The following is a 14,207-nucleotide window of genomic DNA, read 5'->3' as shown; positions in this document are numbered from 1 at the left end:
CCTCCACAATGCATGTGGAAGAGGTCTTTTACTTTTTTTGGATTTTAGAGCCGTATGTTACGTGTTCACTTACTCCTGCGCTAAGCTTCGCACCCTTTTCACAAACTGCTCCAGCCTGATTCCATTCGTTTGTTTGGTGAATTCAAGCGCCTCGTTCGAGAACCCCTCATAGGCAGAAAGGACATAATCCCCATCGACGATATAGTACATACCATAACGAGAGAAGAAATAACCTCCATGTTGCTCGGACCCTACTCCCTTATTGATCGCTGTAACTATTCTCTGACCAGGCATAAGTTTAGGCTCGAGCGCCGCAAACGCTGCGTTATAGAACAGAAACGTCTCCTTGGCTACATCTCCTCCTACAATCACTTCGTGAACCTTTACTTTGTAAGAGACGAACTCAGCTTCGTAGGGAGTCATTCCCGTATTCTCCTGCTTTTCTGCCATTTTGCGTTCAGGTGTATCTGATTCAGTGGTCAACACCATACTGAGATTCGGCAGGACGTTGACAACCTCTGCCACAACAACTGCATCTGAGAAGTCCATGATTTCTCTAAAGGTCACTTTTTTCATCCATGGAGTCACGAGAGACTGTGGCGATAATGTGTAGTCCTCCCTCAGTTCCTGTAACCGTTCTGGGGAGAGAACATCTAAAAAATCTGATTCATCATCCGAGTTAGAAAAAGGGGCCGAGCAACCCAATAGACCGACTGTTAACGTGATTGCAAACAACCAACACATTACACGAAGTTGTGTCACGCATCCTTCTCCTCCCTAGCGTTTTCTCACCTTATATTAATCCCTCTTGACATCCCAGCTTACAAGCATGCCTCTCGCCATTTCCATATTGGATTCTTCCCCAGTGATTAACGCAAACTGTGCCACAATTGCCGGGTATGCCGCCCACTGTTCTCGAATATGCTCCAACATCCGAGGCCACACCCTTCCCCCTGCCTTCTCATAGCGATTGAGCAAATCCCGCAAGCCTTCCTCTTCGAAGAGTGCATAATAGATAACAAAATCCTTGCCGGGATCGGCAATCTCCGCCTCAGTCCAATCAATAAGTCCAGTAACACGCTGGGCATCGTCGACGATAATGTGCGGCGGATGCAGATCACCGTGGTTGAACTTGGAGTGCTCAGGCCAATAGCTGTCCGTTGTCAGCCAAGCTTCCCAACGCTTGGCCAGTTGATCTGGCACCTCAAAGCTTTGTTTAATCCCCTCAATATTGGCTGCAAAAGCTTTACGAGCTTCTGTAGGCGTCTTGCTGCGCACTCCGCCCTTTACCGCCTCATCAGGATCAATGTTGTGCAATGCGGCAAGGGTAGCAGCGAGCGAATCGAAGAAATCATCGGATAAGCTTTCCTGTGGAAATCGCCATGCGTACCCTCCCCCTGCCGGATCGACGACCGCAATCGGTTCTCCATCAAGTAAAGGATAAGCGATCAGTTCCGGCGTACAAATTCGCCACTCCGGTACCTCTACCGGAAGATGGCTTTTTACAACCTCCAGCACCTTGCGCTCATTTTCAGCCCGCTCCCATACATCCTCACGCCGTGGCTGGCGCAGTATCCACTGTTGTCCCTGTTCATCGGTGGCAAACGCTACCCGAAAGTCCATACCGGACTCATTGATTTTCATGGATTCCTCAGCAATATGAAGCCCGTTCTGTGCAGCTAAAGATTTTAGTTCCTTTTGAAATTCAAACTGCTCATTCACGTTCGATTTTGTCATTTCAGGATTTCCCCTTTACCTCAATAAAATAAAAAAACACAGACATCCATGCCTGTGCAGTTCATTTCGGATATTGGGTGTACCTGAATGCTCGCAGAAAAATAGTAGTACACTAAAGAACCACTCTAAACGAGTGTTTCTTTAATGACTAGCGGCATACGTGTAAATAGGCAAACCGATCCCGATGAGCTGCACACAGGCAGAAACACAGCAAGCGCAAACAAACGTTTCGCCATACTATCTCCATCGGATAAAATTTGCCACACGTATCCCTCCGTTCCGTAAGTTACCCATATGTTAACATATTCCATTTTTTGATTCCAGCTTAAATGGTGGTTTTTTGTTATTTTTTCAGCGATGTGTAGGAACTTTGTTGACTCAGAAACCGTAACTGTCCCTTTGGATGGAGCCTTCTTCCGAGGAATCCTACAGCCCCGAACGTGCCGTAGAATTATGGGACTGGAGTTCAGAAAGAGTTGGTTTGCATCATACGATTTAAACATCATTGTGAATTACTCCGTTAACCCACCTGCATATAGAGTATAATGAAGAGGTATACGATAAATGTACGGTGCAATGCTTGTACATAAGCATATTGCATAATTCGATTCCAAACGCTCCCGTGTACAAGTCGCTTTAAGGAATTATGCAATATGCTCTTGTATTCAAAACTAACGTAAAAGAGGTTAACGATGAGTAAGCAACAATTTAAAGATTATGGACTTGGCGAAGAAATTGTAAAAGCGCTGGATAGCCTGGGCTATGAAACCCCAACTGAGGTTCAAACTAAAGTTATTCCAGTAGCCCTTGAAAATAAAGATCTTGTGGTCAAATCCCAAACAGGCAGCGGGAAAACAGCCGCCTACGGCATTCCAGTCTGTGAGCTGGTAGATTGGAACGAAAATAAACCGCAGGCTTTGATTCTCACGCCAACCCGCGAGCTGGCTTTGCAAGTGAACGAAGACATTACCAATATCGGACGCTTTAAGCGTATTAAAGCAACCGCATTATACGGTCAGTCCCCTTTTCATGTTCAGAAAGCCGAGTTAAAACAAAGAACACATGTCGCTGTAGGTACACCTGGACGGGTATTGGACCATATCGAACGTGGCACCCTGCCACTGGATCGGATCTCATACCTTGTCATTGACGAAGCCGATGAGATGCTGAATATGGGCTTCATCGAGACGGTACAATCCATTATTCAAGCACTGCCTAGTGAGCGAGTGACGATGTTATTTTCTGCGACGTTCCCTGAAGATGTAGCCAAGCTGTCGCGCAAATACATGAACAATCCGGTCGAGATTGAGATCAAGGCAAGTGGTCTTACCACAGCCACGATTGAACATGCTGTGATTCACGTACCAGAGGTGAACAAAACGGCGCTGCTTCAGGACCTGTTTATTGTTGAAAATCCAGATAGCTGTATCGTGTTCTGTCGTACGCAGGAGAACGTCGATAAACTGTTCCGTGTCATGGCTGACCTCGATTATCCAGCCGATCGTATCCACGGAGGCATGGAACAAGATGAGCGCATCGAAGTAATGAATGCATTCAGAAGAGGACAATTCCGTTATCTGATTGCAACGGATGTTGCCGCACGCGGGATTGATATCACGAATATTACCCATGTCATCAACTACGATATTCCTTTGGAAAAAGAAGGCTATGTGCACCGTACAGGTCGTACGGGCCGCGCTGGTAAAACAGGTAAAGCCTTTACCTTGGTTACCCCGAAGGATGGCAGACGTCTGGCCGAGATCGAATCGTATATCGGATTTGCCATTCCTGTCGTGAAAGCTCCTTCCGAGGAAGCTGTTGACCGTCGTCGGGAAGAGTTCGAGAAGCGTTTGAAGATCGTGCCTGAACGCAAAAAGGACAAGCGTGAACAGTTGAACCAACAGATCATGAAGTTGAACTTCAACGGAGGTAAGAAAAAGAAACTCCGTGCGGTAGACTTTGTAGGCACCATCGCCAAGCTTGAAGGCGTCACTGCAGACGACATCGGGATCATTACGATTCTGGATAATGTGACGGATGTAGAGATCCTGAACGGCAAAGGCCCACTCGTACTGGAGCTCATGCAGAATACAACGATCAAAAAGATGCAGCTCAAGGTTCGCAAAGGTCATAAATAGGTTTTGAACCTGTTTAAATAGAGTGTTATTCAAAAAGGGATCGTAGCTTATTTTATAAGTCTACGATCCCTTTTTTATATATTGAATGAGGTAAATGACTCGCTATCGCCGCTATATTCAGGATAAAGTTCCATTTGTTCATCAGGGTACACATTGTTCACTTGTACAAGATTCCATTTTTATTACACTAAATATGTAAACGCTTCACAAAGGACCGATATTAGGAGGTGTACGTAATGGGCAACAGGAAAGCAGTCTGGTTTCTGGTCTTCGCGCTCACGCTAACCATGTTTGGTGTTCTTCCAGAACGGACCAGAGCGGCAAGCGTGACCATCACCAACGGTTCCGATTGGCTGGATACCGCAGGCAACCCCATTCAGGCCAATAGCGGAAACATTCTGAAAGTCGGCAGCACGTATTATTGGTACGGAGAGCATGCAGTCAGCGGTAAGTTTGACAGCGTTAATGTCTATACTTCAACCGATCTGAAGAACTGGACGTTCAGCAATGCCATACTGACCAAGGATTCGGCCACCGAGCTAGCCTCCAGCAAAATTGAACGTCCCAAAGTCATCTACAATGCCTCCACGAAACAGTATGTGCTATGGGCGCATTACGAGAACGGTACTGATTACAATCTGGGGCGGGTTGCGGTAGCGACCAGCAGTACACCGAACGGAAAATTCACGTATGAGGGAAGTTTTCGACCTTTGGATTACGAGTCACGCGACATGACTGTTTTCGTAGATACAGACGGTACAGGTTATCTGATCACAGCTTCCCGCAAGAATGGCGGGGCCAATGATACCATGGCTATTTTCAAAATGAACGCCAGCTATACCGGTGTGGAATCCTTTGTGGGTTGGCAATTCGAGAATGCCTACCGTGAAGCTCCTGCCGTTGTAAAAAAGGGCAATCGATACTACCTCTTCACCTCCCAGGCTGCTGGCTGGTATCCAAACCAGGGCGCGTATGCAACCGCATCGTCCATGACAGGCACGTGGTCCGCTCTTACACCTTATGGCAATCCATCGGCCTTCGGCTCCCAGATCCATGATATTGCCACGATTACAGGCAGCAACACCACATCCTATATTTATATGGGCGACCGCTGGAATCCACTTAATCTCGGTGAACATAAGCATATCTGGCTTCCTTTAACCTTGAACGATTCAAACGGAACCGCCTCACTGGAATGGTACAAAGAGTGGAATATCGATGCTGTAACAGGCACGGTAACGCCACCTTCTCTTGTTAATCACGCCCAAGGCAAAACAGCTACCGCCATCTCCACAGCCTCCGGCTCATCTGCATCCAATGTCAATGACGGCAACTATCAGACTTCTTGGGCAGCATCGTCCAGTACTTGGCCAGCTTGGTGGCAGGTCGATTTCGGTGCACCGAAGACCATCACAGAGATCGATATCTCCTGGTTTATGTATAAAGGATCGGAAGGTTATTATAAATACAAAATTGAGATCAGCAACGATGGCGTCAACTACTCCACGCTGGATCGAACCAGTAATACCACCTATGGGTTTACGACCGACGCTGTTCATTTTACCGCCCGGTATGTACGTATCAATATGGTCAACGCTGTCCTATGGAACAATCCGGGTAACTGGTACACCCCAACCCTGCATGAAGTCAAAATGTTAGGCCCAGCAACACCTGATGCGACGAATTACAGCCGTTTCAGCTCCTTCAATTATCCGGATCGGTACATCCGTCATTCCAACTTCACTGCACGGATCGACACCAACGTCTCACCTGTACTGGATTCCCAGTTCCGCGTCGTACCCGGCTTGGCCAGCTCTACAGGCATCTCACTGGAGTCTATCAACTTTCCTGGCTACTTCCTGAAGCGCAACGCCAGCAACAAAATCGTACTTGAGGCATACACGGATACCGCCACCTATAAAGGAGATGCCACATTCCTGAGCAGCCCCGGGTGGGCTGACAGCTCCAAATTATCCCTCCAGTCGTACAGCCAGCCCGGATATTACATCCGACATTACGACTACGTATTGCAGCTGGATGCCATCAATGCTTCCAGCAGCACAACGGTGAAGGGTGACGCCACGTTTGGGCGAACCGATTTTTAGTTTAGCGATCGGAGATGAGAATGAGCATACACATCTCGAAAAAAGGCCGCTTCTTCAGAACTCATACTGAAGACGTGGCCTCTTTTGCTGTATAAAATTTATGATTGGTGTGTACCTACTTGAAGGGGCCTATCTAGGTAAAGTATTCCTTAACACTCAGGGGGCAAAGCCTGATGCCGATTCTCGAGGAAATATGCAAATGGGGAGTACACAACGTATCGGACTCACAGACTCTAAATGAATTACTATGACTTATTGACGATATCCAAGATTTCTTTCATATTGTATGTGTCGTCCTGAATACGCCATTCTCCTTGTTCCTGTAAAAAGGTAATCTCCCCTTCTAACGGAATGGTCTTCGTTTCTTCTCCATCATAATTCGTAAATACTAAATTCAGTGTGTACTCCACAAGCATCCAATCATTTTTACTTTCTTTCATCTTCGCTTTTATATCTTTAGCATGCAGTGACGCATCTTCTTTGTCTGCCACCTGGAATGGTAAACCCATACTATTTCTTTCAAGATTCCGTTCAGTCAGGAAGGGCTTCAAAATCTCTTTCTTGGCTAGCACATTTTCTACGGTTAATAATTCTTTACCCTCCATGTTATCGACTGCAAACTCCGCCTTTTTATAATCCAAGGTCATTTCAAGAGCCTGCTGCTCTTCCTGGGCCGATGCCTTTTGGTTCGTCAATATACTCAACTGACTAGTTGAAGATGGAGCTGACTCTTGAATATTTTCGATTTTTTTGGACTCGTTACACCCCATCATTATGATAGACATCAGAGTAACTGTTCCGATGATATAATTTAATTTACGCAAAATCATCCTCCATCCTGTGCGTTCTTGTTATCGACTACAGCTGAATACATAAGCGGGCGGCAGGTTACGGTACACCCTTGTCATGCTTACGTTTTCGAAAAATTGCTTGAGCAATCCCCGTTTGAGTAACGTGTACTGAAAAGTAATGAACTTGCCATCTTTCTTCAAATATTGCCTTGATTTAGCTAAAATGTCCAGTGATACCTCCGCAGGCAGACTCGCAAAAGGCAGTCCGGATACAATGTAATCAATCTTGTCCAGTCCATATTGTTGCATGTGCTGATCGACATGCACGGCAGAATCGTGAATGATGTGTACATTCGGAAGATGACCGTACTTTTTGCGAAGCAGCCGGCAGAAGCGGGCGTTGTTTTCAATCAGGATCAGAACCGTCCCTGGCTGCATATTCGCAAGCAGCATTTCCGTAAACACCCCCGTGCCCGGCCCATACTCCACAATGCATGATGCACGGTCAAATGCGATGTCTTTCACCATTTTCGCTGCTAGATATTTTGAGCTGGGGGCAATCGCCCCAATCCATCTGGGACCCTGGATGTATTGCTTCAAAAAAGATAACCACTCCATGCTGTCCGACCCCCTAAGTTGATTTCTGAGATCAGTATAGAATTCAAATCTGTAGAAGCAGTCGATGAAACTAAGAAGAATAATGAAGATTTGCGACCTTGGCATGCTATATCATATTCCGGAAGGACAAACCTTGCGAATACTGTGGGTTAAAAACGTAGAAAACACAAAAAGCCACATTCGATTTCTCGAGTGCAGCTCTAATCCTTTAATCACTTTTTGGAATATACAATTTTCTTGATACTGTCGATGGACAAACAAAATTGTTCAATGAGTTGGTCGATGGACATGCCCGCAGCAAAGAGCTGGCGGATCTCATCGTTCCTTTGCTTCAAAATCATCCGGCTGCCCGAATTCTCGCCCCACTTTTGATGGGTTTCCTTGGGTTTGGGGATGTACACCATTCCACCAGGGATATGACGCTGGATCTCCTTTAGTAATGATTCCGGAAAGATCGTGTCTGCGTTAATATATTTCATATTTGCTCCGCTCCTTAAAAGTTAAGATCTTTAAGGCAGCAGAGTCAACCGATGAACACTTGTTATACGCATTATAGTGGTGTGGCGGAAATAGATTTCAAGCTCTATACAAACAACCGCCGTTGTTCATCGCATGGACTCTGCATAGAGCGGATCGTGAAACTTCTTATAAATTGAATCATGGTAGCCCCCCATTCTAAGTTACTTTCATGGTACTCTTATATGTTCCATATGAGAACACGATATCCTTTTACAACATTCAATACTGATTCAAACTCCGTTCCAGCATCTCTCTCACTTGTTGTTGCAGCTCCAGAGGCTCAATTACCTTCACTTCAGGCCCATAGGAGAGCAGCTTCCGCGCTGTAAAAGGAAACTCCTCAGGCGGGACAAGTCCTCTCCACTCATTCCCTCCAACCGACTTGAACAGTACATCTGATCCTGCCAGTCTCGCCCCAAAATCCGTGAATTGCAGCACCACTTCTACGCTTTTTCTATTTTCCTTATAATTCAGCCACTCTTTCAAACTAGGAACCGACTCGTCGATAGAATCCAGCATAACCAGCTCCTGCATGCGATCCACCCGATACAACAGCACCCGATCCTTCCTACTGGCCGGCATATACCAATACCCGTGATCGTAATAGATGCCGATGGGGAAGACCTGTACTTTTTTATGTCCCTGCCGGGAATGATATATAAATTCAATCTCTCTTTGATCTACTGCCGCGCCTAATATCTCTGTTGTTACTGCCTCGACCTGTACAGCATGATGTTGAAGGAACGTAATGTGCTGCCTCATCCGTGTAATCAGATCCTGTACATCCTGAGGCAAAGTTGAATAATATTCCTCGGCCAGATGCTCACGAATCGATCCATACGGAAAATCCGGGACGTTCTCCAAATATTCAATCATCATAAACAACCCCAAAGCCTCATGCTGTGTAAGTTGAAGAGGTGGCAAAATCCGATTAGGAAGCACTCGGTAACCCCCGTTCACTCCGACCTCCGTATACAAAGGAAAGCCCAACTCCTGCAGATCATTCAGATCTCGCTGGATCGTACGAATCGACACCTGAAAACGCTCCGCCAATTCACGAGCCGTAAATTTCTTTCTCGAATCCATGAGTCGCATCAATGCGAGTTTTCGATTATTCATGTTCACCCCACCTAACTACGTCAACATTTGTCATAGATGGAGTGTATCATACATTTCAGAAGGGAGCGATTGATATGTCTAACAATAAAGTTGTGTTATATATTGCGATGAGTCTGGATGGGTACATTGCAAGACCGGATGGTTCGGTGGATTGGCTGTTTGATGTGGAAGGCGATGGTGGCGATAACGGGTATGGCGAGTTCTATTCAACGATTGGATCGGTGGTTATGGGACGTCTTACGTATGAAGAGGTGCTCAAGCTGTCAGAGGATTTCCCCTATGCGGATCGCCCGACGTATGTACTTTCCCGTTCCAAACAAGCCCCTGCACCACATGTACAATTTACGGACGAGGCTGTGGAGAACCTGATTCCTCGCTTGAAGCAGGACTCCAGCGGTGACATTTGGATTGTTGGCGGAGGCCAGCTGGTGCAAGCCGTTCTGGAACAACAACTGCTCGATGAGGTTGAGATTGCCATTATTCCGAAAATTCTTGGTGATGGAATCCCCCTCTTTCCAACAGGAACGGTACCAACCCATTTCAAAATGGCTCATACGCAGACGTTGGGGCAGATCATTTCGATCCGCTATCAGGTACAAGGGAAGTAACTTTAGCGTAGTTAACACATCCCTTTCGATGTATAAGGTGTACTAAAAGAAGAGCCAGGCCTCTCTAACTAAGAGAGGTCTGGCTCTTCCGATTTCAAATGTAAATTAAAATTTATTTTAAAATTTCCTTTAGATATTCCGATAACGCATCAGCAGTTCTTCGATGAGATAACTCACCCGGATGGCTTCTGGCGCCTACCGTCTCCTCGGTCGTATTGGGAAGCTGTATAACCGTAACTTTTGTATCTCCAGCCTGTTTCGTATACGCGTCAACAGCACGATAAATCGCTGGCATCATCGGGAACCCAAGCATGCCGTATGCCCATAAGAGATGCGCCTCAGGATTGTTTTTTCGAAGTTGAATTAGGAAGCGGGTCACGGCATTCTCAAAAGCAGCAAGATCCTCTTCATGGTAAGTCCCGTCTTCGTTCAGGCGTTGCTTGTACACCTTTCCGGTAGCGGGGTCCTTCCATGCCGGAGTTTGAAAAGCTCCTCCATCATTGCTTCCCAGGTTAATCACCACTACATCTGGCTGCCAGGCGTTAAAATCATGCTTATCCCCTGCCCCAAGCGCTGCGTTCTTATCTCCGGTCACCAATCCACAGATTTGCTCGTAATAAGCAGGGATATTGGCATTCGGATTGTTATCCCAACTCGTCAGCACACCCCAGCCGCTCTGGGAGATGACGCGGTATTCTGCATTCAGCGCTTCTGCTGTCATGGCCGTATAATTATGTATGGCACTGAACCACATCGGAATCCAATCCTCTTCCGCTTTGGCCCCGATCGCACCTTCTCCAGATGTAATACTGTCGCCAATAAATTCAATCTTGTACGGTTTTTCCTCTACAGGCACGAAGACACCATCTGATTTCACCGCATGAATCTGCAAGGAACAGCCCGGATCTCCATTCATGGCCTGTACATCTTTGACGATGCGTACATTTTTCACCACATTCTCGTTCATGCCTCGGAATACACAGATCCAATACTTTCCCGCTATTAACATCTGTCTGCTCACCGGGACACCGTTAATCAGAATGCTGATCCAAGGTTCATACAGGTCATAATCAGACTCGATTTCTACCCACAACTCAGAGCCTTTTACATGAAGTTCAACCGCGCTTCCGGTCCAAAATAAGGTTAAGGGCGACCGTTGTCCTGTCGTTCTGCCATGTACTTTGAGATTGCTGACATCAGATAACGCGTACGTCTGTAATTTCTCATTAACTCCCACCATGTATTCCTCCCGCATGATTATTGCCACAAAGGGCAGTCTCATATGACTAGATTTTGAGAAAATGGTCTACATGCTTCTGGTACTTCTCGTACCAGATTTTCCATTCTGTTTCGCGAGATTCCAGGGTACTTCCATCCAGTAATGCCTCAATGACGTTCAGGCAGACATGCCACCCCGCTAGATCCTTAGGTGTATGGCTTGTGATGTGATGAATGGTTTCGATCAGTAGCAGACGACACCCATTCGGCTCTGGATACAGCTCAAATCGAACCCGGTCTTCTGCCCAAGTGTATTCTAGAACAGAGCCAGGGATAAGCTCGATAATATCGAGTTCCTTGAAGGTACCATCCGGCATATTAAACTTGATGCTTCCCCCTTCCCGAAGATCCGTTACTTCGAGTTCGGAGAACCACTTTGCAAGCTTTTCGTTTTCCGTCAAAAAGGACCATACATCCTCCGCAGCGTGCTTCCAATGACGTTCGAAACAAGCCAGGGTGCCATTCGGTACTCGCTTCAAATCTGCAATCATAATGGTACCTCCTCTATAAGGATTAATGGATATTATGTAAAGCCTGGAGTGCTTCCTCTTTGTTATTCAAAAAGAAAACATGCTTGCCATGGTTGCACTCATAGATGAAGTCTCTGAGGCTTTTGCTGTTGTATCCATCAAACTCTCCGACTATGGCAAGTTTCACCTGATAATTCACGTATTTCTGCAAAATATCACCTGCAAGTTTGGTCTTCAGTTCGAAGAAATCTTCGGTGAGGTTGGATTTATCAATCAGGATTTTATGGGCGTCATCTGTATACTTCACGGAGGCCATCAGATCCAGTGCATCTTGAACATTGTTAATAACGATGTTATTGCTTTCGATGATGGCAACCTTGGAGCTGCCCTGTTGGTCAATAGTTATATTCATTTTAATTCTCCTTCCGCACAGCTTTTCTTTTATAATATCTCGCAGTTCCATAGTGAAAGCAACGACTTTTTAAGTGTGTTTACAGATTCATTTGAACCCTCCGGCTACAATGGATATCCCCATGATTGTAATTATTTACAACAGTTCTTCTGCTATAATGGGAATGTTTCCTATGAAGCTTAATTTCTTGTGGACTTCTCGCAGAAAGAGGGAGTTATTGATGGACATGAAGTGGTTAGAATGGGCAAAGCAAATACAGGCTATCGCCCAAACCGGATTAACCTATGCAAAAGATATTTACGATATTGAACGTTATGAAGAATTGAGACGGATGAGTATCGATATCCTAGCCAACTACACTTCGGTTAACAAAGAAAAAATTTCACTCTCATTTGCAAGTGATTCCGGTTACGCAACGCCTAAAGTTGATATTCGAGGTGTTGTTTTCAGGGAAAGTAAAATACTGTTGGTTCGCGAAAAAATAGATGGAGCGTGGGCTTTACCAGGTGGATGGGGCGACATCGGCCTCTCGCCATCAGAGGTAGCCGTGAAAGAAATGAAAGAAGAATCCGGGTTCGATGTCCTGCCGATAAGACTTTTAGCAGTATTAGACAAGAAATTTCATGATCACCCACCCGAACCCTATCATGTATATAAGATGTTTATTCAATGTGAGATTGTAGGAGGAAAAGCTGAAACAGGGGTGGAGACCAGTGCGGTTGAATTCTTCTCATTGGACGAATTGCCTGAGCTTTCATTAGAAAGAAATACGGTTGAACAAGTTAAAACCATGTTTGAGTTTCTTGACCAGCCCGATAAAAAAGTGATTCTGGATTAAATCCATAAAAACCCCCTATAGCGACGATGTATAAACCCATCATACCATTGGGCCACGATACATCGTCTGCGGAAGGGGATTTGGCTGGATCATCCACGATCTGGATAGAAAGAGTCGTCTGCACCGTCTTCCTTAATAAGATTCACTTTCGGAATCGATACAACAAATGTGGAGCCCTTTTCGCCTTGCGGCGCTGATTTCACGCCAATTCGGCCTTCCAGAGACTGAACGATATCACGTACATGGGACAGGCCAATTCCGGTTGCTGCAATGCCCACTTCATTGAATTTGGTTGTATAACCCGGTTCGAAGATCACGTCTCGCTTTGCCTCGGGTACACCTTTCCCAGAATCGATAACCACAAATTGCACATCGGCTCCCTCTTCCAATACTCGAATCCGAATCGTTCCGTCGTTCTTAATGGCTTCCACGGCATTGGCGATCAGATTATTCATTACAGTTAAGAGAGGAATATAGTAAGGGGAGTCGCAATCATATTGTTGCTCGATATGGATTTCAATCTTTTTGTTCAACATTTCACTATATTTCCGATTTCCCTTGGTCGCAAAGTTCAGTACCTCGGAAAGGCTCATATTCACTGATTTTTCACTATCGTACAATTTCAACAGACCTGCAAGGATACGTTGGGAGTCTTTTTTGACCTCATGAATCTGTTGAGCAATGCCGAGCGTCCGCTGGCTGTATTGGTTCAAGTCCTTCTCTCTGAGATCGCGATAAAGGTCGTAGCTGTCCACGGCAATGCCTTCAATCGTATTCATGGCTTTTTTCAGATAAAAGACTTCACCGTACAGACCTGAGTTAACGCTCAGCATCTGCTCCATCCGCTTCTCCTGCTCAGCATGCAGCAGTCGCATCTGCCTCACCGCAAAGCTGTTATACAGCCCGATGATAAAGTAACTTCGCAAACCACCGAGCACCAGCAGATAAAGCCATTCTTTCATATAAAAGATATTGGTCCCACTCAACACACCGCGAATGAATAGCTCCACGAGATTCGAGGAAAAATCAATACACGTAATCAATCCACCTAGCACAAGAGGCGGTATCTCATGGAATCTGTTCTTGAGTTTGCTGAGGCCATAGGTGAACACGACATAATACATTCCCGCGCCCAGATTATCCTGCATGCTTTCGATGATCGAGATCGAATTCACATGATTCAGTAAGTCAGCCGATTGAAAAATGAAGTTTGCAATCCCCGCCAAAATCCCCGTCTTCACATAAGACAGATGCGGCATAAGCATCAGCAAAAATAAAAGTATACTTACACCCAGACCAATCCGGAAGTAATCTTCCCGAAAAGGATTTATTTTAAAAAGCGCTCCCACAGCTGTGGCAAAAGCAACTGCAGTCATTTGCACATTTTCATTACGAACCCAATTGCGCATCTTATCCCACCCACCATAATCCCAATTAAGCGCCAAAGCTTCATTCGCACTTCTGATTTTAAAAATACTAACATATGAAGAATCCTTTAGAAATCCTGTGACTGAAAATAGTTAAACATTTTGATTTCGCAAAATTTAATTGTATAATATTAATTACACATCCAT

General features: G+C 45.6%; 14 protein-coding genes and 1 pseudogene. 5 read left to right on the top strand and 10 right to left on the bottom strand.

Features of this window, described 5'->3' with window-relative positions; translation table 11 throughout:
* Positions 1 to 69 precede the first annotated feature (69 nt).
* Together CRO25_RS26545 and CRO25_RS26540 are read right to left on the bottom strand one after the other, a co-directional pair.
* Positions 70 to 762 (bottom strand): hypothetical protein, encoded by a 693-nt coding sequence (locus CRO25_RS26545; protein ID WP_079697054.1) that lies wholly within the window; start codon positions 760 to 762, stop codon positions 70 to 72.
* 36 nt (positions 763 to 798) lie between these two features.
* A complete protein-coding gene (locus tag CRO25_RS26540) occupies positions 799 to 1,737 on the bottom strand; it encodes a macrolide 2'-phosphotransferase (protein WP_079697053.1) in 939 nt (312 codons plus the stop codon).
* 692 nt (positions 1,738 to 2,429) lie between these two features.
* Here CRO25_RS26540 and CRO25_RS26530 point away from each other — a divergent pair.
* The 3 genes and pseudogenes from CRO25_RS26530 to CRO25_RS26520 form a co-directional block, all read left to right on the top strand.
* A complete protein-coding gene (locus tag CRO25_RS26530) occupies positions 2,430 to 3,875 on the top strand; it encodes a DEAD/DEAH box helicase (RefSeq protein WP_063565829.1) in 1,446 nt (481 codons plus the stop codon).
* A gap of 287 nt (positions 3,876 to 4,162) precedes the next feature.
* Entirely contained in the window at positions 4,163 to 5,980 is a 1,818-nt protein-coding gene (locus CRO25_RS26525; protein WP_256863755.1) for an AbfB domain-containing protein, read from the top strand.
* A gap of 149 nt (positions 5,981 to 6,129) precedes the next feature.
* A pseudogene (locus CRO25_RS26520) lies at positions 6,130 to 6,231 on the top strand (hypothetical protein); the annotation flags it as partial.
* Here the strand turns inward: CRO25_RS26520 and CRO25_RS26515 are convergent.
* From CRO25_RS26515 to CRO25_RS26500, 4 genes are all read right to left on the bottom strand, one after another.
* Positions 6,226 to 6,804 carry a hypothetical protein gene (locus tag CRO25_RS26515; protein ID WP_079697050.1) on the bottom strand — a complete coding sequence of 193 codons (579 nt, stop codon included), beginning with the start codon at positions 6,802 to 6,804 and terminating at the stop codon, positions 6,226 to 6,228. The pseudogene CRO25_RS26520 and the gene CRO25_RS26515 sit on opposite strands and share 6 nt — an antisense overlap.
* A 27-nt stretch (positions 6,805 to 6,831) precedes the next feature.
* Positions 6,832 to 7,389 (bottom strand): class I SAM-dependent methyltransferase, encoded by a 558-nt coding sequence (locus tag CRO25_RS26510; RefSeq protein ID WP_072733877.1) that lies wholly within the window; start codon positions 7,387 to 7,389, stop codon positions 6,832 to 6,834.
* A 212-nt stretch (positions 7,390 to 7,601) separates the two neighbouring features.
* Positions 7,602 to 7,868 carry a CD3324 family protein gene (locus CRO25_RS26505; RefSeq protein WP_079697049.1) on the bottom strand — a complete coding sequence of 89 codons (267 nt, stop codon included), beginning with the start codon at positions 7,866 to 7,868 and terminating at the stop codon, positions 7,602 to 7,604.
* A gap of 259 nt (positions 7,869 to 8,127) precedes the next feature.
* A complete protein-coding gene (locus CRO25_RS26500) occupies positions 8,128 to 9,027 on the bottom strand; it encodes a YafY family protein (protein WP_079697048.1) in 900 nt (299 codons plus the stop codon).
* A gap of 74 nt (positions 9,028 to 9,101) precedes the next feature.
* On the opposite strand from CRO25_RS26500, the gene CRO25_RS26495 reads away from it, so the two are divergent.
* Positions 9,102 to 9,635: a dihydrofolate reductase family protein gene (locus CRO25_RS26495; protein ID WP_371129267.1), complete on the top strand. Its 534-nt coding sequence runs from the start codon at positions 9,102 to 9,104 to the stop codon at positions 9,633 to 9,635.
* A gap of 112 nt (positions 9,636 to 9,747) precedes the next feature.
* Here CRO25_RS26495 and CRO25_RS26490 read toward each other — a convergent pair whose 3' ends face one another.
* Genes CRO25_RS26490 through CRO25_RS26480 form a run of 3 tightly spaced genes read right to left on the bottom strand, consistent with a single transcriptional unit; the run spans position 9,748 to position 11,795 of the window.
* The gene (locus tag CRO25_RS26490; RefSeq protein ID WP_079697047.1) at positions 9,748 to 10,875 is read right to left on the bottom strand and encodes an SGNH/GDSL hydrolase family protein; all 1,128 of its coding nucleotides are present in this window, start codon (positions 10,873 to 10,875) and stop codon (positions 9,748 to 9,750) included.
* Positions 10,876 to 10,921: 46 nt separating this feature from the next.
* Positions 10,922 to 11,404, bottom strand: coding sequence for an SRPBCC family protein (locus CRO25_RS26485; protein WP_079697046.1), 483 nt, complete (start codon positions 11,402 to 11,404; stop codon positions 10,922 to 10,924).
* Between the two features lie 22 nt (positions 11,405 to 11,426).
* Complete coding sequence (locus tag CRO25_RS26480; protein ID WP_079697045.1) at positions 11,427 to 11,795, bottom strand: DUF4180 domain-containing protein; 369 nt, start codon at positions 11,793 to 11,795, stop codon at positions 11,427 to 11,429.
* Between the two features lie 220 nt (positions 11,796 to 12,015).
* On the opposite strand from CRO25_RS26480, the gene CRO25_RS26475 reads away from it, so the two are divergent.
* A complete protein-coding gene (locus tag CRO25_RS26475; RefSeq protein ID WP_079697044.1) occupies positions 12,016 to 12,633 on the top strand; it encodes an NUDIX hydrolase in 618 nt (205 codons plus the stop codon).
* 89 nt (positions 12,634 to 12,722) lie between these two features.
* On the opposite strand, the gene CRO25_RS26470 is transcribed toward CRO25_RS26475, so the two are convergent.
* Positions 12,723 to 14,042, bottom strand: a complete 1,320-nt coding sequence (locus tag CRO25_RS26470; protein WP_079697043.1) for a sensor histidine kinase — start codon at positions 14,040 to 14,042, stop codon at positions 12,723 to 12,725.
* Between the last annotated feature and the right edge of the window lie 165 nt (positions 14,043 to 14,207).

This window comes from Paenibacillus sp. RU5M, from assembly GCF_900221055.1.
GTDB lineage: Bacteria > Bacillota > Bacilli > Paenibacillales > Paenibacillaceae > Paenibacillus > Paenibacillus marchantiae.
Note: the sequence above shows the minus strand (reverse complement) of the source record. Positions and strands in the feature narration are given on the sequence as shown.

Coding starts and splice junctions, on each gene's coding strand:
- CRO25_RS26525 (WP_256863755.1), top strand. CDS start 4,163: ATGTTTGGTGTTCTTCCAGAACGGACCAGAGCGGCAAGCGTGACCATC.
- CRO25_RS26505 (WP_079697049.1), bottom strand. CDS start 7,868: ATGAAATATATTAACGCAGACACGATCTTTCCGGAATCATTACTAAAG.
- CRO25_RS26510 (WP_072733877.1), bottom strand. CDS start 7,389: ATGGAGTGGTTATCTTTTTTGAAGCAATACATCCAGGGTCCCAGATGG.
- CRO25_RS26540 (WP_079697053.1), bottom strand. CDS start 1,737: ATGACAAAATCGAACGTGAATGAGCAGTTTGAATTTCAAAAGGAACTA.
- CRO25_RS26475 (WP_079697044.1), top strand. CDS start 12,016: ATGGACATGAAGTGGTTAGAATGGGCAAAGCAAATACAGGCTATCGCC.
- CRO25_RS26500 (WP_079697048.1), bottom strand. CDS start 9,027: ATGAATAATCGAAAACTCGCATTGATGCGACTCATGGATTCGAGAAAG.
- CRO25_RS26470 (WP_079697043.1), bottom strand. CDS start 14,042: ATGCGCAATTGGGTTCGTAATGAAAATGTGCAAATGACTGCAGTTGCT.
- CRO25_RS26530 (WP_063565829.1), top strand. CDS start 2,430: ATGAGTAAGCAACAATTTAAAGATTATGGACTTGGCGAAGAAATTGTA.
- CRO25_RS26480 (WP_079697045.1), bottom strand. CDS start 11,795: ATGAATATAACTATTGACCAACAGGGCAGCTCCAAGGTTGCCATCATC.
- CRO25_RS26495 (WP_371129267.1), top strand. CDS start 9,102: ATGTCTAACAATAAAGTTGTGTTATATATTGCGATGAGTCTGGATGGG.
- CRO25_RS26490 (WP_079697047.1), bottom strand. CDS start 10,875: ATGGTGGGAGTTAATGAGAAATTACAGACGTACGCGTTATCTGATGTC.
- CRO25_RS26485 (WP_079697046.1), bottom strand. CDS start 11,404: ATGATTGCAGATTTGAAGCGAGTACCGAATGGCACCCTGGCTTGTTTC.